This window comes from Polaromonas sp. AER18D-145 (assembly GCF_002379095.1).
Lineage (GTDB): Bacteria > Pseudomonadota > Gammaproteobacteria > Burkholderiales > Burkholderiaceae_C > Polaromonas.
Genome location: NZ_NBZV01000024.1, coordinates 22,194 through 39,372, shown reverse-complemented (window position 1 = coordinate 39,372; position 17,179 = coordinate 22,194). Strand labels below are relative to the sequence as shown.

Here is a 17,179-nt window from a genome sequence, read left to right as displayed (position 1 = left end):
GCCTTTCCCAGAACCTACGCGCCAGCACTTCGACAGGCTCAGTGCGAACGGAAGAGAGAACCCTCATGACCCCTCAAGCTTTTATCTGCGACGCCATCCGCACCCCTTTCGGCCGTTACGGCGGCGCGCTCAGCAGCGTGCGCACCGACGACCTGGCCGCCGTGCCGCTCAAGGCGCTGATGGCGCGCAACCCGAATGTGGACTGGCTGGCCGTGACCGACGTGATTTACGGCTGCGTCAACCAGGCCGGTGAAGACAACCGCAACGTGGCGCACATGGCCACGCTGCTGGCCGGCCTGCCGCTGGAGCTGCCGGGCGCCACCATCAACCGTCTCTGCGGTTCGGGCATGGACGCGGTCGGCACGGCGGCCCGTGCCATCAAGGCCGGTGAGGCCCGCATGATGATTGCCGGTGGTGTGGAGAGCATGAGCCGCGCGCCGTTTGTGATGGCCAAGGCTGAAAGCGCCTTCAGCCGCGCCGCGCAGATGTACGACACCACGATTGGCTGGCGCTTCGTCAACAAGCTGATGAAGGAAAAATACGGCACGGACGCCATGCCGGAAACCGCTGAAAACGTGGCGGCCGAGTACAAGATCAGCCGCGAGGACCAGGACAAGATGGCGCTGGCCTCCCAGCTCAAGGCGGTGGCCGCGCAGAAGTCGGGTTTCTTCGACGCCGAGATCACGCCGGTCACCATCGCCCAGAAAAAAGGCGACCCGGTTGTAGTCAGCAAGGACGAACACCCGCGCGAAACCTCGCTGGAAGCGCTGGCCAAACTCAAGGGCGCGGTGCGGCCTGACGGCAGCGTCACGGCGGGCAATGCCTCGGGTGTCAACGACGGCGCCTGCGCGCTGCTGATCGCCAACGAAGAGGCCGCGAAGCAGAACGGCCTGACGCCGCGTGCGCGCATCGTCGGCATGGCGACGGCCGGCGTGCCGCCGCGCATCATGGGCATAGGCCCGGCCCCGGCCACCGAAAAAGTGCTGGCACTGACCGGCCTGAGCCTGGCGCAGATGGACGTGATCGAACTCAACGAGGCCTTTGCCGCCCAGGGCCTGGCGGTGTTGCGCCTGCTGGGCCTGCAGGACGACGACGTGCGTGTCAACCCGAACGGCGGCGCAATTGCGCTGGGCCATCCGCTGGGGGCCTCGGGTGCGCGCCTGGTGACCACGGCGGTCAACCAGCTGCACCGCACCGGCGGCCGTTACGCGCTGTGCACCATGTGTATCGGTGTCGGGCAGGGCATTGCGCTGGTGATCGAACGCGTTTGACGCGTTGAACTGAACCTTCAGGGCGGCAAGGCCGGGTCCACGGCGTTGCCCGGGGGTATCGTTTCTTGTGTGGACAGGCGAGCTGCGCTCTAGTGCCCGACCTGCCACAAGGGCAGGCGCCAGTCGCGCCACAGCGCCAGCAGGCGCAGGCCGGCGGTGATGGTCACCGTGCTGACCAGCGCGACCCATTCGGGCGCGCCGAGCGCGCTCAGTCCCAGGTACACCCAGCCGCCGACAAAAGCGCAGACCGCATAAGGCCGGTGGTCGCGAAACGCGCTGGGGATTTCGTTGCAGACGATGTCGCGCAGCACGCCACCGAACACGCCGGTGACGATGCCCATCAACACGCAGACCAGCGCCGGCATGCCGGCCCGGCTGGCCACGTCCACCCCCACCGCGGCGAACAGGCCCAGGCCCAGCGCATCGGGGATCTGCATGACGCGCTCGGTCGGCTCGAAATGGCGCTGGCGCATGAACAGCATCGCCGCCGTGCCCAGCGCCAGAATGCCCCAGACATACTCCACATGCCGGACCCAGAAGAAGGGCCGCTGGTCCAGCAGCAGGTCGCGCAGCGTGCCGCCGCCAAAAGCGGCCACAAACGCCACCACAAAGACGCCCACGGCATCGAGCCGGCTGCGCGCCGCCACCATGACCCCGGAGAGAGCAAAGGCCACGGTGGCCGACAGTTCCAGCGCGTGGCGCAGCCAGCTGCCCCAGGTGTTGATGTTTTCCATGGGGCGATTGTGCCGCGGCGGCCGCCGGCCGGGCGGGTGGCAGCCGTTTTCTCGCCCATGAAAAACTGATTTCCGCTGGGTTTCTTGAACCCCGGCAGGTGCTGCTGCACACTGGCCCGGGTCACAAGAAACAAGGAACAAGCATGGGCAAGCGCATCGGATGGATAGGTTTGGGACGCATGGGCGAGGCCATGGCCAAACGCCTGATCAAGGCCGGCCACGAGGTCAGTGTCTGGAACCGCACGGCTTCGAAGGCCGCGCCACTGGCGGACTACGGTGCCACCATCGTCGGCAGCAAGCAGGACCTGGCTTCCTGCGACATCGTCTTCACCATGGTCTCCACCACGGACGACTTGAAGCAGGTGCTGTTCGGCGAAGGCGGCCTGGTGGCGGGCACGGCCAAACCCAAGGTGGTGGTGGACAGTTCCTCGATCTCACAGGAGGGTTCGGCCGAGATCCGCACGCGGCTCGAAGCCATGGGGGTCGGCTACCTGTGTTCGCCGGTGTCCGGCAACGCCAAGGTGGCCAAGGCCGGCAAGCTGCTGCAGGTGGCCTCGGGTCCCAAGGCGCTGTACACCGAGGTCGAGCCCTACCTGCAGGCCATGGCCCGCAAGGTGATGTGGGTGGGCGAGGGGGAGCTGGCCCGCATCTGGAAGATCGCCCACAACACCATGTTCGGCGTGATCATCCAGAACCTGTGCGAAATCACGGTGCTGGCCGAAAAGGCCGGCATTCCGCGCCACATCTTTCTCGAGAGCATCAACGACTCGGTGCTCGGCTCCATGTACACCCGGTACAAGACGCCGATGCTGACCAACCTGACGTTTGACCAGGTGACCTTCACGCCCAAGCTGCTGCTCAAGGACATGGACCTCGGCCTCGGGGCCGCGCGGGCGCATGGCGTGGCCATGCCGGCTGCGGCGGCCACGCGCGAGTCGGTGGCACGTTTGGTCGGCCGCGGCCACGAGGACATCGACTTTGCCGTGCTGCTGGTGGAAACCGCGAAAGACGCCGGCCTGGAGCTGAAGCCGGAGAACGTCAAGATGAGCGACGGCCTGGAGAGCTGAGCATGGGCGCACCTTCCATACCGTTCGCCCTGAGCTTGGCCTGTCCTGAGCTCGCCGAAGGATCGAAGGGTTCGCCAGGCTTCGACAGGCTCAGCCCGAACGGAGGGTTGTTGTGAAACGCATCTTGATCCGCGGCGCCACCATCGTCACCATGGATGCGCAGGGCGACCTGCCCACCGGCGACATCCTCGTGACGGGCGACACCCTGACCGAGATCGCGCCGGCCATCCATGCCGATGATGCGCAACTGGTCGACGCCACCGGCCACATCATCATCCCGGGCCTGATCAATGCGCACATGCACACCTGGCAAACCGCCTTGCGCGGGCTGGCCGCCAACTGGACGCTGCTGGAGTATTTCCAGAAGATGCATGCGGGGCTGGCCACCGTGTTCACGCCCGACGATCTGTACATCGCCACGCTGGTCGGCTCACTGAACCAGCTCAACTGCGGCACCACCACGCTGGCCGACTGGTGCCACAACAACCCGACGCCGGCGCACAACGACGCGGCCATCAGCGGCCTGCTGGCGTCCGGCATACGCGCGGCTTTTTTCCATGGCACGCCCAAGCCCGACCCGCTGCCCGGGCAGGCACCGTTCTGGGAGGTGCCGCACCCGCGCGCCGAAATCGAGCGCCTGCTCAAGGCGCACCAGGGCCAGCCGCTGCTGAGCGTGCAGGCCGCCGTGCTGGGGCCGCACTATTCGACGCTGGAGGTGGCGCTGCATGATTTTTCCATGGTCAAAGACCTCGGCCTGATCGCCTCGCTGCACCAGGGCGGCGGGCCGGCGCGCACGCCGGACGGATGGGCAAAACTCGAGGCCGCCGGCCTGCTCGGCGACCACATCAACATCGTGCACGGCCATGCGCTGGACGATGTGCAGCTGCGGCGTTTCTGCGAGCTGGGCATGAGTTTTTCGGCCGCGGCAGAAAGCGAAATGAGCCAGGGCCACGGCCATCCGCTGACTGGCCGGCTGCGGGCGCTGGGTCGCGCCCCTTCACTGGGCGTGGACCTGGAAAGCGTGATGAGCGGCGACATGTTGACGCAGGCGCGCATCGCGCTGGGCATCCAGCGCTCGCTCGACAACGTGGCTTACCGTGAGACCTACGGCACCATTCCCTCGACCTCGACCATCACCACGCGCGAAGCGCTGTCCTGGGTGACGGTTGAAGGCGCGCGCATGCTCAAACAATCACACCGCATCGGTTCGCTGGCCGCCGGCAAGCAGGCCGACCTGGTGCTGATCCGCGCGACTGACCTCAACATGCAGCCGGTGCACGACCCGGTCAACTCGGTGGTGATGCAGACCTCGCTGGCCAACATCGACAGCGTGATGGTGGCCGGACGCTGGAAAAAACGCCACGGCCAGCTGCTGGGCGTGGACCTGGAGCCGCAGCTGGCGGCGTTGCAGGCCTCGGGACAAAAAATCGCGAAGGCGCTGTCGCTATCAAATAAATAGCTGACTGCATAAGTAATAAAAGGGCGGAGACCCGTTTTGACCATCAAACCAAGGAGACAAGCACCATGAAACGTTTCATCTTTTTCGCCATGAGCCTGCTGGCAGTGGGCAGCGCGCTGGCCCAGGCCACTTCGACAGGCTCAGGACAGGGCTACCCCAGCAAACCCATCAAATTCCTCGTGCCCTTCACGGCCGGCAGTGGCACCGACCTGATTGCCCGCAGCATCGCCGACACCATGAGCAAAAGCATGGGCCAGCCCATCGTGATCGAGAACAAACCCGGCGCCGGCGGCACCATTGCCGCGGGCCAGGTGGCCAAGGGCGAGGCCGACGGTTACACCGTGCTGGTGCATTCGTCGGGCCATGCGCTGAACCCGGCGATCTACAGCACCATCGGCTACGACACCGTGAAGGACCTCACCGGCATCACGCCGCTGGCGGCCCTGCCCAACGTGCTGGTGGTCAACCCGGCCAAGGGCTGGAAGTCGGTGGCCGATCTCGTGGCTGCCGCCCGGGCCAAACCCGGCCAGCTCAACTACGCTTCGGCCGGCGTCGGCAGCGCGACCCACCTCAACGCGGAAAAATTTCGCCTGCAGGCCGGCATCGAGGCCCTGCATGTGCCTTACAAGGGCACGCCGGAGGCCATGACCAACGTCATCGGCGGCAGCAACGACTGGTTTTTCGCGCCGCTGGCCTCGGCCCTGCCGTTGGTCAAGGACGGCAAGCTGCAGGCGCTGGCCGTCAGCACACCGGCGCGTTCGCCCGCGCTGCCGCAGGTGCCGACCACGGTCGAGGCCGGTGTGGCGGGTTCCGACTACACCTTCTGGGTCGGCATGATTGTGGCCAGCGCCACGCCCGCGCCTGTCGTCAAACGCCTGCATGAGGAAGCCCTCAAAGCCATGGCCCATCCCGAGGTCAAGGAGCGCATGAACAAGCTGGGTGCCGAACCCTTCCCACTGTCGGTCGAGGCCTTCAACGCCTTCATCAAGACCGAGGTGGACGCCGCCGCGCGCATCGCCAAGGCGGCCGGTCTCAAGGGCCAGTGATGACGCTGGTGCATGTCGCCGGTGTCGGAAAGATGGGCCTGCCGATGGCCGGGCACTTCCACGCGGCTGGCCAGGCGGTGACGGTCAGCGACCCCAGCGAGGCGCGCCTGCAGCTGGCGCGCAGCCACGGCCTGCAGGTGGCCGATGCCGGCGCCGCGATGGCGCGCGCCGACATCATTGTTTCCTCGCTGCCCAACGACGCCGCCCTGCGCCAGGTGGGCGCCCAGGTGGCGGCTGCCGCGCGGCGCGGCGCGATCTACGTGGACACCAGCACGGTGTCGCAGCAGGCGTCGGCCGAAGTCGCGCAGGTGCTGGCGGCGGCCGGGGTGCCCTACCTGCGCACCACGCTCTCGGGCAACAACAAGATGGCCGAGGCGGCCCAGCTCACGGTGATGGCGTCCGGGCCGCGCGCCGCTTATGACAGCGTGTTGCCCTTGCTCAAGACCCTGGGGCCGAACCAGTTTTACCTCGGCGAGGCCGAGCAGGCGCGCCTGATGAAGCTGGTGGTCAACCTGATGATTGCGCAGACCAGTGCCATGCTGGCCGAAGCCCTGACCCTGGGCCGCAAGGGCGGGCTGGCCTGGGGCGACATGTGGCAGGTGCTGGGCGCCAGCGCGGTGGCCTCGCCCATCGTCAAGGCGAAATCGGCGCAACTCTCGCAGCGCGATTTCACGCCGACCTTCACGGTCGAGCAGATGATCAAGGACCTGACGCTGATTCTGGGCGCCGGCGCCGACAGCCATGTGCCCTTGCCGCAGACGGCGCTCACCTACCAACTCATGCAGGCGGCGCTGGCCCAGGGCGACGGCCAGGACGACTACGCGGCCATCATCAAGACGGTCGAGCGCAGCGCCGGTTTGCCGGCGGACGGACAGGAGGACGTTTGAAAAACTTTGTCTACAACGCGCAGGCGGCCCGTGTGGTCTTCGGCGCCGGCAGCCTGCAGCACCTGGGCCGCGAAATCGAGGCACTCGGCGCACGCAAGGCGCTGGTGCTGTCCACGCCTGAGCAGCGCGCCTCGGCCGAGATGATTGCCGCCCTGCTGGGGCCGCGTGCCGCCGGCGTGTTTGACCGGGCCGTCATGCATGTGCCGATGGAGACCGCACGCGAAGCCCGCGAGCTGGCCCGCCGGCTCGGCGCCGACTGCGCCGTCGCGATTGGCGGCGGCTCCACCACCGGGCTGGGCAAGGCGATTGCCCTCGATTCCGGCCTGCCGATTCTGGCGATCCCCACCACCTATGCCGGCTCCGAGATGACTTCCATTTACGGCATCACCGAAGCCGGACTGAAAAAGACCGGCAAGGATGCCCGCGTGTTGCCGCGCACCGTCATCTATGACCCCGAGCTGACCCTGAGCCTGCCGGTCCGCATGAGCGTGACCAGCGGCATCAACGCGTTGGCCCACGCGGCCGAGGGCCTGTATGCGGTGGACAGCAACCCCATCATGGATCTGATGGCCAAGGAAGGCATCACCGCCATGGGGCGGGCGCTGCCAGCTATCAAAAAAGAAGCGATGGATATCACCGCCCGCAGCGACGCGTTGTACGGCGCCTGGCTGTGCGGCACCGTGCTGGGCAATGTCGGCATGGCGCTGCACCACAAGCTGTGCCACACCTTGGGCGGCAGTTTCAACCTGCCGCATGCCGACACCCACACCATCGTGCTGCCGCACGCGCTGGCCTACAACGCGGCCGCGGCGCCGCAGGCCATGCAGGCCATCGCGCAGGCGCTCCAGGGCCGCAGTGCAGCACAGGCGGTGTTCGACCTGGCGCAGAACAACGGCGCGCCGGTGGCGCTGCGTGACATCGGCATGAAGGCGTCCGACCTCGACCGGGCCTGTGACATCGCCATGCAGAACCAGTACCCGAACCCGCGGCCGCTGGAGCGCGCTGCGATCCGCCAGTTGCTGCAGGATGCGTTTGAGGGCGTCCGGCCCCGGGCGTGAAGAGCGGGGGTGTGCATGTCTTCAATGCGTCCATTGCGTCCGCCGATTGTTTTAGACCTGCTCTGACCTGCCGGGCTGGCGACCGGAGACAACGGCGCACCGCGCCGGCAGGCCCATGAACACATGTTTGCAGGGCCAGTGCTGTGCGCAAGGCTTGCGCTGCATCACCTGCCGCCCGCGGACCCGCCAGCCCACGTGGGTTGTTCCGCCTTGCCTTAAACTGACGGAATGAATCTTCGATTTCTGGAAACATTTGTATGGCTTGCAAAGCTTCGCAATTTCCGATTAACCGCAGAAAAACTTCACACCACACAGGCCGCGGTCTCCAGCCGCATCGCGACGCTGGAGCAGGAGCTGGGCGTTCGCTTGTTCGATCGGGGCGACCGCGAAGTCACGTTGACGCTGGAAGGCAGCAAGGCGCTGGTCTACGCTGATCGCCTCGTGCGGACCACGCACGACATGCTTGAGAGCATGAAAGACCGGGCGCTGTATACCGGCGTTGTTCGGATCGGCGTGATCGAGTCCATCATTCATTCCTGGTTTCCCGAATTGATGGCACGCATTCACCGCGTCTATCCTCAGCTGGAAGTGGAATTGGCTGGCGACACGACGATCCGGTTGATCGAGCAGTTCACCAAGGGCAATCTTGACCTGATTCTGCAGACCGATCCCGTGCTCGGGGTTGATGTACAAAACATGCCGCTGTGCGACTTCCCGATGCGCTGGTTCGGTGCGACTGGCCTTAACCTTCATGGTGACGTGCTGACGCTGTCCGACATTGCAACGTTCCCCATCCTGAGCTTCTCACGCAATTCGGGTCCGCACAGATTTCTCGAGCGGCTGTTCGACGACCAGGTCGGCAAACCGGTCCGCATCAATTGCATGACCTCGGTTTCGGCCATGGTTCGACTGGTGGTCGATGGTTTTGGCCTGGCCATGATTCCGCCTGCAATCATCCAGCGTGAACTGGCCAACGGTGATGTGCGCCTCCTGCAAATCGACACCGAGATGCCGAACATGTCGCTCGTCTGTTCCTACCGATCGGGGCCGGAGACGCCGCTGTTTCAGCAGATCGCGGCGGTAGCGCAACAAACTGCGCAGGATTTCGCCCGGGGTTTACCTGGAGATGTTGCACGCATGCCCGCGGCCGATGTGGCCGCCGATCCCTGGACCATTTCCACGCGCCCCTAGGCTCATAAATTAAATTGATGGATGCTCGTCAATATTACTTGTTGGATTTGCACATCATGTTGGATGAAACTATGTCGAATAGTCAACATGATCTTCTGATCCCATATGAACACTGACAAGACACGGGGCCTCCTCTGCATCTGGACCAACATCGAGCCAGAGCACGATCTGGACTTCAACCGCTGGTATGACCGCGAACATATGCAGGAGCGTGTGGCCATCCCCGGCTTCCAGAGTGCGCGCCGTTTTGGTGCCATCGGCGACTGTCCACGCCCCTATCTGGCGCTCTATTACACCGACAGCCTGGATATTTTTCAGTCGGAGCCCTATCGTCGCGCCTTTGCCAACCAGACCGCCTGGTCGCTTGAAAACTTCACGCGGATGCGAGGCACGCAACGCCGCGTGGGCCAGTTGACCCTGGAAGCGGGCGCTGGAGAGGGCGGTGCGCTGGCGCTTTTTGTGGTGCCAGAAGCCACGCTGCGGCAGCCAGGCGTCAAAGCGCGACTGCAGCAGATGTTGACCGCCCTGACCGGGCAGGACCACGTTATTCGCACGACGCTGCTCGAAACCGATGCCGGCCTGTCCACCCCGGTCACCGCGGATGCGGTGGCTGCACCGTCGGATGCGCTCGTGATGGTGGAGGCGACCCGCGCCACGGCTGCCCACCACCATGCGCTGGCCTTGTCCGAATCCCTGGGACTGCCCCCGGGTGAGGTCTATTCGTTCCAGTCGCTTTGGCGATTGGCTTCCTGATTTTTTTCTGGAGAGTCCCATGACCCTGAACCGCCGCTACCTCTTATCCGCCCTGGCCGCCGCCTGCATGAGCCTGTCATCGGCCCACGCAGCAGACCGCTGGAACATGTCCGTCGAGCAACCCGACGGCAACTACATCTCGGCCGTCGCGCGCGAGTTCGCTGCTGACGTGGCCAAGGCCACCGGCGGCGAACTCGAAATCAAGACCCATTCCAATTCGTCGCTCTTCAAGCGGCCCGACCTCAAGCGTGCCGTGCAAACCGGCCAGGTGCAGGTCGGCGACGTGCTCATCTCGGTGCTCGGCAATGAAGATCCCATCTTCGAAGTCGATGCCGTGCCCCTGCTGGCGCGCGACTTCGACAGCGCCTGGAAACTCTGGAAGGCCAGCCGCGCCGGCATGGAGTCGCGGCTGCAGAAGCAGGGCATCAAGCTGCTCTACAGCGTGCCATGGCCGCCTCAGGGCATCTACACCAAGGTGCCTGTCACGCAGATGGCCCAGTTCAAGGGCATGAAGTTTCGTGCCTACAACGCCGCGACCTCACGTCTGGTCGAGCTGATGGGCGCTTCGCCCACGACCGTTAATTCGGGCGACGTTCCGCAGGCCTTCGGGACCGGTTTGATCGAGGCGATGATCACTTCTCCCGCTACCGGGGTGGATTCGCAGGCCTGGGATTTCTCCAAGTACTACTACGACGTCCAGGCCTTCATTCCCAAAAACGTGACCATGGTCAACGCACGCGCGTTTGAACGGTTGCCGCCCGCTTCGCAGAAAGCCGTGCTTGAGGCTGCTGAACGCGCCGAAAAAAGGGGCTGGGACATGGCGCGCAAGCAAACCAGCGAATTGACCCAGACACTCGCGAAGAACGGCATGATCGTGGGCACCACACCGCCAGCGATTGAAGTCGAGCTCACCAAGATTGGTGCCGTGATGGCCGCGGACTGGGTCAAAAAAGCTGGCGCTGACGGCAAGGCCGTGATCGATCAGGCCAAGCGCTAAGCCGCGATGAAGGCACTGCACCGTTTGTACCTGGCTTCGGGACTGTTGTCGGCGGCTTCGCTGATTCTGATCTGCACCATGATCCTGGCCCAGGTGGTGGCCCGCAACCTGGGCTCGACGGTGCGTGACGCCGATGAGTTCGCGGCCTGGGCCATGGCCGCCGCGGGCTTCTTCGGCCTGCCCTATGCCCTGCACTGCGGCTCCCACATCCGGGTGTCCGCCGTGGCGCGGTTTGTGCCGCCATCACTGCATCACGCGATGGAAGTGCTGGCCAGCATGATCGGGCTCTGCCTGGCCCTGTACCTGGCCTGGTATTGCTCGGCCTTCGTGCTGGAAAGCTATCGATTCAACGAGTTGTCGCAAGGCCTGGTGCCGGTGCCGCTGTGGCTGCCGCAGCTGCCAATGGCACTGGGCTCGACGCTGCTGGCCGTGGCCTTCGGCGAGCGGCTGCTGTGCGTGCTGCGGCATCAACAGTTTGAAATCGGCGACGGCGAAGAACGGAGCGAATGACATGACCACGATTGCAATCGTATTGATCGGGGCCTTGTTCCTGCTGCTGGCAATGGGGGTGTGGGTGGCGCCCGCGCTGCTGGCCGTCGGCATCATCGGCATGGAGCTGTTCACTGACGCGCCGGGCGGCGCCATCCTGGCGACCACCAGTTGGGCCTCGAGCGCCAGCTGGACGATGACGGCGCTGCCGCTGTTCATCTGGATGGGGGAGATCCTGTTTCGCACCAAGCTGTCGGACGACATGTTCGCGGGATTGGCGCCATGGGTGGAGCGCCTGCCCGGCCGCCTGCTCCACGTCAATGTGCTGGGCTGCGGCATCTTCGCCGCGGTGAGCGGTTCGTCGGCGGCCACGGCTGCGACCATCGGCCGGATCTCGCTGCCCGAGCTCAAGTCGCGCGGTTATCCCGAATCGATCTCGATCGGTTCGCTCGCTGGCGCCGGTACGCTGGGGCTCCTGATTCCGCCGTCCATCATCATGATCGTTTATGGCGTGGCGGCGCAGGTGTCGGTGGCCCGACTTTTCATCGCCGGCGTCCTGCCCGGCCTGCTGCTGATGGCGCTGTTTTCGGGCTACATCATCTTCTGGTCGCTGTTGAACAAGGACAAGATCCCGGCCGCCGGCCTGGCGATGCGCTTCGCCCAGAAGGTCTACGCCACGCGCCGGTTGATCCCGGTGGTCCTGCTGATCATCGGTGTGATCGGCTCCATCTACGCGGGCTTGGCCACCGCCACTGAAGCCGCAGCCATCGGCGTGGTGGGCGCGCTGCTGATCGCCGGTTTCTCCGGCATGCTAAACCGGGCGACCTTCCTGGACAGCCTGCTCGGCGCGGTGCGCACCTCGACGATGATCTTTTTCATCCTGCTCGGCGCCGCCTTCCTGACGTCCGCGATGAGCTTTACCGGTTTGCCGGCGGCGCTGGCCGACTGGATCGCGGCGATGCAACTGCCGGCCTGGGCGCTGCTGGTTGCGCTCACGGTCTTCTTCATCATCCTGGGCTGCTTCCTGGACGGCATTTCCATCGTGTTGCTGACCACCTCGGTGATTCTTCCGGCGGTGCAGGCCGCCGGCATCGACATGCTCTGGTTCGGTATCTACATCGTGCTGGTGGTCGAAATGGCGCAGATCACGCCACCGGTGGGCTTCAACCTGTTCGTGGTGCAAAACCTCACCGGCAAGGACATCTTCACCGTGGCCAAGGCCAGCTTCCCGTTCTTCCTGCTGATGGTGGTCGCCACCGTTCTCATCACGATGTTTCCCGAGATCGTGCTGAGCCTGCCCCAGGCCATGACGGCTCGTTGAGCCTGTTGCCGAGAACGATCCATGTCCCTTCTTCCGAAAACGCTGGGCTACTGGCGCGCTGAGCTTGACAGCGGCCGCATCAGCAGCCGCGATCTCACCGAACAGGCGCTGGACGCCGCCATCACCTCCAGCGAAGCGTCAAGCACGTTTGTTGCGGTGCATGCCGCCACGGCCCGAGCCACGGCCAATGCGATCGATGCCCTGCGTGCGGCGAAAGTTCCGCTGCCGCCTCTGGCCGGCATACCGATATCGGTCAAGGACCTGTTCGACGAGGCCGGGCAGATCACGCGTGCCGGATCGCGTGTGCTGAACGGGGCAGCACCAGCAACAACTGATAGCGTCGTGGTGCAGCGCCTGCGCGCGGCCGGAGCCGTGGTCATTGGCCGCACCAACATGACGGAGTTTGCATACTCGGGCCTGGGGCTGAACCCGCATTACGGCACACCCCGCAACCCCTGGGACCGGGCGACCGGACGCATCCCCGGCGGGTCCTCGTCGGGTGCCGCGGTGTCGGTGACCGATGGCATGGCCGCCGCAGCGATTGGCACGGACACCGGCGGTTCAGTGCGCATTCCGTCGGCCTTGTGTGGCCTGACCGGCTTCAAGCCGACCGCGCAACGCGTGCCGACCGAGGGGGTTCTGCCGCTGTCCTTCACGCTGGACTCGATCGGACCGCTTGCGCGCAGCGTGGCGTGTTGTGCGCAACTCGACGCGGTTCTTTCTGCGCGTGCTGGCGCCGCGCTTCGTCCGGCCTCACTTGCCGACCGGTGCATCGCGGTGCCGCGAACGCTGGTTTTCGAGGGCATGGATGCCACGGTGGCCGCCGCGTTCGACGCCGCCTGTCGTACCCTGTCCGCGGCGGGGGCACACTTGGTGGAGATCGACATGCCCGAGTTCGCCGAGCTGGGACATATCAACCGCCTTGGCGGCTTTATTGCGGCCGAGGCCTGGGCCTGGCATGCGCGTCTGCTCCAGACGGGTGAAGCCGAGTACGACCCGCGGGTCTCGGTGCGCATACGGCGCGGCGCCGCGATGACAGCAGCCGACTACCTGACGCTGCTGGGGGATCGGCGCCGCTGGATTGCCGGCGTGCATCAGCGCCTTCTGGACGCGAACAGTGACACCCTGCTCATGCCGACCGTGCCCGTTGTGGCCCCGCCGATCGCGCTGTTGCAGGACAGCGAGGAGCTTTATGGGGCCACCAACCTGCTCATGCTGCGCAACCCGACGCTCATCAATTTCCTCGACGGGTGTGCATTGAGCCTGCCCTGTCACAAGCCCGGCGAGGCACCGGTCGGCCTGATGCTTGCCGGCGTGCATGGCCAGGACGAGCGGCTGCTCAGCCTCGGTGCCGCCGTCGAGGTCGCGCTCGCACGGGGCACCTGAAGCCGCTAAGCGCCGGGCGTCGTCCACCGCTAAATCGCAAGGAGAATTTCATGACAGAGAAAATTGCCGTCATCCTCGGCGGCACTGGCATGGTCGGCGCCAACATGGCGCAATTGCTGGATCAGCAAGGCGGGTGGGATGTGACCATTGTGTCGCGCCGACCACCTCAGTTTGAGACCCGGGCGCGCCATGTGGCGTGTGACATGAGCGACCCGGCGGATTGCGAGGCCCAACTCAGCCAGCTGACGGACACAAGCCATATTTTCTGGACCGGCCACGCGACGGGGACCCGCTGGGTGGACAAAGTGGCCAGGGACACCGACCTGTTTCGCAATGCCATGACTGCCATTGAAGCAGCGGCGGGCCGGCTCAAGCATGTGTGCCTGCTGCAAGGCTCGAAGTACTACGGTCGCCACCTGGGGCCTTTCAAAACGCCGGCGAAGGAAAGTGATGCACGCCACTTCCCGCCCAACTTTTATTACACGCAGGAAGACTTCTTGAAAGAGCTTGCGCACGGCAAGCGCTGGACCTTCTCCCTGATGCGCCCGCACATCGTCTGTGGTTATGCCCGCACCGACATCAACCTGCCAAAACCGATTGCGGTTTATGCCACGCTCTGCAAGAAGCTGGGGTTGCCGCTGCGTTTTCCCGGGCCGGAAGCTGCATACCGGGCCGTGCATTGCGCCAGCGATGTAGAACTGCTCAACAAAGGCATGTTGTGGGCCGCCACCACGCCTGGCGCGGCCAACGAGGCGTTCAACATGGTCAATGGCGACCACTTCCGTTGGCAGTACCTGTGGCCGCGGATTGCAGATTATTTTGGAATGGAGGCTGGTGGCGTGCAGCAGATCGATCTTGAAACCATGATGGCCGACAAGGAAGACCTGTGGAACGAGATCGTGCGTGAACACAATCTCTTGCCGACACCTTTTTCCGAGGCGGCCAGCTGGGCGTTCGCCAACTATGCCTTTGCCCCGACCTGGGACATCATGCTTGACAACACCAAGGCGCGAAAGCACGGGTTTCAGGAGTTCGTCGATTCGGAAGACATGTTCATCCGGATTTTCGACAGCTTCCGCCGCCAGCGCTTTATTCCGTAAGGTTGCCGACAGCAGGCATCGGCGGTTCGGCGGAACCAGAACTTGCCAAAAACTTTTGGCGGTTGAGGGTGGCGCGGATACCGGGGGGTTGCGCCGCCGGCCAATTTCAGCTCATGCCCTCAACCCTCAATACACCCCAAATCGCCCGGTCCACTTGCGCTCGTAGTCCTGCTTGGCGAAGTGTTCGGCGACGAAGTCGATGAAGGTGCGCACCTTGGCCGACAGGTGTTTGCGGCTGGGGTAGGCCAGGTTGATGGTCAGGCGCGGCAGGTTCCACTCGTCTCGCCGCGGACTTTTCAGCCGTGGATGTGGCCGATGCCCGCGTCAGCAAGCTGCCAGCATTTCTGCCTGAGACCGACCGATTTTTCCCCGACAACACTTTCGACATGCGGCGCGCCCTGGTCGTTCATGCAGAGGGGATGGAGCGCGCGGCAAAAAATGCACAGGGCCGCGCGCCGCGTGACAAGGCCTACACCCTGTCGGCCGAACTGTTGTTGATGCAGCACACCTGCCACTGGTACCGCCACTCCAAGGCGGTCGCCTCTGCCCGCATGCTGGCCCGGCACCAGACGCCGTACCAGCAACTGCTGGCGTCCGTGGACCCGGAGACACGGCAGGCTTACCTTGCGGTGATAGGCCGGTGAACAGGCGGGGTCCTGCTTGGATTTTCAGTCAAATCGAGCGCCAGCCCGCATCGGACGGGCGCAAACAGCTATCAAATCAGGAGCTGTTGGGCTGTTGGCGCTTGTCAGAAGGTGCCGGCGGCATGCCCGGTCGCTTGTTTCAGCACCTGCAGGGCCTGCCGGCCATCACTGCCGCGCCAGGCCACGATCTGGTCCGGACGGATCAGGGCCAGCGGCGCTTCGTACAGCGCCAGCAGCGCCTCTGACGGCTGCAGCACCACTTTCAGGTCCAGGCCCAGCGCTGCCGCTGCGCCCACAAAACCGCGGGTGTCGGGCGCATCCGGCCCCAGGGCCAGCAGCGTCCATTCGAAGTTGAAACTGTCGTACAGCGAGGCGCCGTTCGCCAGCCAGGCGTGCGGCGCGCGGCCACCGGGGCTGGCGCTGGGCTGGTAGTGGCCGGCTTCGTCCGGCGGCGGTGTGCTGCCGTCCTTCACGATCAGAGGCGAGCCGTCGTAACGCCCGCCAAAGGTGACGCCGGGAATGTTGAACTCCAGGCGCACGTGCTTGTTCAGGTAGCTGGAGGCGCGTTCGCGCTCGGCCTGCCCCTCGGCATTTTCCTGCTCCAGCAGGCCGGTGGCACGGAAGCTGCCGACCGAATCGGCAAACCGCCGGGCATAGGCGGTGTTGCGTTCGGCCAGCGCTTGGCGCTCCGGGCCGTAACTGTCCAGCAACTGTGGCGGCGCCTGGCCGCGCACCACGGCGGCCAGTTTCCAGCCCAGGTTGACGGCGTCTTCCACCGCGGTGTTGTAGCCGAGGCCGCCGGTCGGCGTGAACAGGTGGGCCGCGTCGCCGCCTATGAACACCCGCCCGCGCTGAAAGCTCTGCGCCACCAGCGAATGCCCCGCGGTCCAGGTGCCGACCGACAACACCTCGATGGCCACATGCACGCCCATGGCTTCATCGACAATCCGCTGCGCGTCGGCGGCGGTCCAGGCCTCGGCATCTTCGCCCTCGTGCACGGCGGCGTGAAAGGCAAACTCCGACTGGCCGTCCACCGAGGCCATGAAGGCGCGGCGCTGCGAATTGACCGACACATACATCCAGGCGCGGGTGTGAGGGAACACAGTGTAAAAATCCGGCGCGCGCAGGTACACCGCAAACATCTTGCCACCCATGAACTCGCGTTTGACGCCGCTGGCGCCGTCCCAGGTGATGCCCAGCGTGCTGCGCACCAGGCTGCGCGGGCCGTCGGCGCCGACCAGGTACGCGGCTTGCACGTCCAGGGCTTGCCCGCCGGCGGTGGCGCGCACCTGCGCCTGCACGTGGCTGCCGCGGTCCTCGAAACTTTCAAGGCCCCAGCCGTAACGCACATCAATGCCGGGCAGGGCTTCGGCGTGGCGGCGCAAGGTGGCTTCAACAAACTTCTGCGACACGCGGTGCGGCAGCTCGGCCGCGCTCCAGGAGCCGCTCATGGCCTTGATGTTTTTCACCGCCTGCGCGGCCGTGGGCAGCTGCAGGCGCGCCAGCTCATGGCCGGTGTAACGCGTGAAGTAGGCAATGTCGGTCGGGTGGTCCTCAGGCAGGCCCTGGGCGCGGATCTCGCCGGCAAAACCCAGGCGGCGAAAATGCTCCATGGTGCGCGCCTGCGTGGCGTTGGCCTGCGGGTTGAAGGCGGTGCCCGGTTTGGGGTCCACCAGCAGGCAGGACACGCCGCGCCGCCCGAGTTCGTTGGCCAGCATCAGGCCGCAGGGGCCGCCGCCGGCGATCAGGACGTCGGTATGCAGAACGCCGCCCATG

16 protein-coding genes and 1 pseudogene are annotated in these 17,179 nt (G+C 65.2%); 14 read left to right on the top strand and 3 right to left on the bottom strand.

What is annotated here, in order from left to right:
* The first annotated feature begins 65 nt into the window (after positions 1-65).
* Positions 66-1,271, top strand: coding sequence for a 3-oxoadipyl-CoA thiolase (gene pcaF, locus B7G52_RS13150; protein ID WP_096698025.1), 1,206 nt, complete (start codon positions 66-68; stop codon positions 1,269-1,271).
* A gap of 89 nt (positions 1,272-1,360) precedes the next feature.
* On the opposite strand, the gene B7G52_RS13145 is transcribed toward pcaF, so the two are convergent.
* The gene (locus B7G52_RS13145; RefSeq protein WP_096698024.1) at positions 1,361-2,005 is read right to left on the bottom strand and encodes a trimeric intracellular cation channel family protein; all 645 of its coding nucleotides are present in this window, start codon (positions 2,003-2,005) and stop codon (positions 1,361-1,363) included.
* A 98-nt stretch (positions 2,006-2,103) separates the two neighbouring features.
* Between B7G52_RS13145 and B7G52_RS13140 the strand changes: the two genes are divergently transcribed.
* From B7G52_RS13140 to B7G52_RS13085, 12 genes are all read left to right on the top strand, one after another.
* Complete coding sequence (locus B7G52_RS13140) at positions 2,104-3,072, top strand: NAD(P)-dependent oxidoreductase (RefSeq protein ID WP_256387728.1); 969 nt, start codon at positions 2,104-2,106, stop codon at positions 3,070-3,072.
* A gap of 112 nt (positions 3,073-3,184) precedes the next feature.
* Entirely contained in the window at positions 3,185-4,531 is a 1,347-nt protein-coding gene (locus B7G52_RS13135; protein ID WP_096698022.1) for an amidohydrolase family protein, read from the top strand.
* Between the two features lie 65 nt (positions 4,532-4,596).
* The gene (locus tag B7G52_RS13130) at positions 4,597-5,577 is read left to right on the top strand and encodes a tripartite tricarboxylate transporter substrate binding protein (protein ID WP_240523446.1); all 981 of its coding nucleotides are present in this window, start codon (positions 4,597-4,599) and stop codon (positions 5,575-5,577) included.
* Complete coding sequence (locus B7G52_RS13125; protein ID WP_096698021.1) at positions 5,577-6,464, top strand: NAD(P)-dependent oxidoreductase; 888 nt, start codon at positions 5,577-5,579, stop codon at positions 6,462-6,464. The genes B7G52_RS13130 and B7G52_RS13125 overlap by 1 nt, the downstream gene beginning before the upstream one ends.
* Entirely contained in the window at positions 6,461-7,522 is a 1,062-nt protein-coding gene (locus B7G52_RS13120) for a maleylacetate reductase (RefSeq protein WP_096698020.1), read from the top strand. Before B7G52_RS13125 ends, B7G52_RS13120 begins: the two co-directional genes overlap by 4 nt.
* A gap of 228 nt (positions 7,523-7,750) precedes the next feature.
* A complete protein-coding gene (locus B7G52_RS13115) occupies positions 7,751-8,713 on the top strand; it encodes a LysR family transcriptional regulator (protein ID WP_096698019.1) in 963 nt (320 codons plus the stop codon).
* Positions 8,714-8,818: 105 nt separating this feature from the next.
* Positions 8,819-9,466, top strand: a complete 648-nt coding sequence (locus B7G52_RS13110; RefSeq protein WP_096698018.1) for a DUF4286 family protein — start codon at positions 8,819-8,821, stop codon at positions 9,464-9,466.
* A 19-nt stretch (positions 9,467-9,485) separates the two neighbouring features.
* Entirely contained in the window at positions 9,486-10,463 is a 978-nt protein-coding gene (locus B7G52_RS13105; protein ID WP_096698017.1) for a TRAP transporter substrate-binding protein, read from the top strand.
* Positions 10,464-10,469: 6 nt separating this feature from the next.
* Positions 10,470-10,973 carry a TRAP transporter small permease gene (locus B7G52_RS13100; protein WP_096698016.1) on the top strand — a complete coding sequence of 168 codons (504 nt, stop codon included), beginning with the start codon at positions 10,470-10,472 and terminating at the stop codon, positions 10,971-10,973.
* A 1-nt stretch (position 10,974) separates the two neighbouring features.
* The gene (locus B7G52_RS13095) at positions 10,975-12,273 is read left to right on the top strand and encodes a TRAP transporter large permease (protein WP_096698015.1); all 1,299 of its coding nucleotides are present in this window, start codon (positions 10,975-10,977) and stop codon (positions 12,271-12,273) included.
* Positions 12,274-12,294: 21 nt separating this feature from the next.
* Entirely contained in the window at positions 12,295-13,659 is a 1,365-nt protein-coding gene (locus B7G52_RS13090) for an amidase (protein WP_096698014.1), read from the top strand.
* A gap of 50 nt (positions 13,660-13,709) precedes the next feature.
* A complete protein-coding gene (locus B7G52_RS13085; RefSeq protein WP_096698013.1) occupies positions 13,710-14,759 on the top strand; it encodes an SDR family oxidoreductase in 1,050 nt (349 codons plus the stop codon).
* Positions 14,760-14,885: 126 nt separating this feature from the next.
* On the opposite strand, the pseudogene B7G52_RS13080 reads toward B7G52_RS13085, so the two are convergent.
* Positions 14,886-15,050: pseudogene (locus B7G52_RS13080) on the bottom strand (LysR family transcriptional regulator); the annotation flags it as partial.
* 11 nt (positions 15,051-15,061) lie between these two features.
* On the opposite strand from B7G52_RS13080, the gene B7G52_RS13075 reads away from it, so the two are divergent.
* Positions 15,062-15,403: a hypothetical protein gene (locus B7G52_RS13075; protein WP_096698012.1), complete on the top strand. Its 342-nt coding sequence runs from the start codon at positions 15,062-15,064 to the stop codon at positions 15,401-15,403.
* A 104-nt stretch (positions 15,404-15,507) separates the two neighbouring features.
* Here B7G52_RS13075 and B7G52_RS13070 read toward each other — a convergent pair whose 3' ends face one another.
* Entirely contained in the window at positions 15,508-17,178 is a 1,671-nt protein-coding gene (locus B7G52_RS13070; protein ID WP_096698011.1) for an FAD-dependent oxidoreductase, read from the bottom strand.
* Between the last annotated feature and the right edge of the window lies 1 nt (position 17,179).

What these genes read in the sequence shown, in the direction of transcription:
- B7G52_RS13130 (WP_240523446.1), top strand. Translation starts at nt 4,597, where the DNA reads ATGAAACGTTTCATCTTTTTCGCCATGAGCCTGCTGGCAGTGGGCAGC.
- B7G52_RS13085 (WP_096698013.1), top strand. Translation starts at nt 13,710, where the DNA reads ATGACAGAGAAAATTGCCGTCATCCTCGGCGGCACTGGCATGGTCGGC.
- pcaF (WP_096698025.1), top strand. Translation starts at nt 66, where the DNA reads ATGACCCCTCAAGCTTTTATCTGCGACGCCATCCGCACCCCTTTCGGC.
- B7G52_RS13105 (WP_096698017.1), top strand. Translation starts at nt 9,486, where the DNA reads ATGACCCTGAACCGCCGCTACCTCTTATCCGCCCTGGCCGCCGCCTGC.
- B7G52_RS13095 (WP_096698015.1), top strand. Translation starts at nt 10,975, where the DNA reads ATGACCACGATTGCAATCGTATTGATCGGGGCCTTGTTCCTGCTGCTG.
- B7G52_RS13070 (WP_096698011.1), bottom strand. Translation starts at nt 17,178, where the DNA reads ATGGGCGGCGTTCTGCATACCGACGTCCTGATCGCCGGCGGCGGCCCC.
- B7G52_RS13145 (WP_096698024.1), bottom strand. Translation starts at nt 2,005, where the DNA reads ATGGAAAACATCAACACCTGGGGCAGCTGGCTGCGCCACGCGCTGGAA.
- B7G52_RS13110 (WP_096698018.1), top strand. Translation starts at nt 8,819, where the DNA reads ATGAACACTGACAAGACACGGGGCCTCCTCTGCATCTGGACCAACATC.
- B7G52_RS13115 (WP_096698019.1), top strand. Translation starts at nt 7,751, where the DNA reads ATGAATCTTCGATTTCTGGAAACATTTGTATGGCTTGCAAAGCTTCGC.
- B7G52_RS13125 (WP_096698021.1), top strand. Translation starts at nt 5,577, where the DNA reads ATGACGCTGGTGCATGTCGCCGGTGTCGGAAAGATGGGCCTGCCGATG.
- B7G52_RS13100 (WP_096698016.1), top strand. Translation starts at nt 10,470, where the DNA reads ATGAAGGCACTGCACCGTTTGTACCTGGCTTCGGGACTGTTGTCGGCG.
- B7G52_RS13090 (WP_096698014.1), top strand. Translation starts at nt 12,295, where the DNA reads ATGTCCCTTCTTCCGAAAACGCTGGGCTACTGGCGCGCTGAGCTTGAC.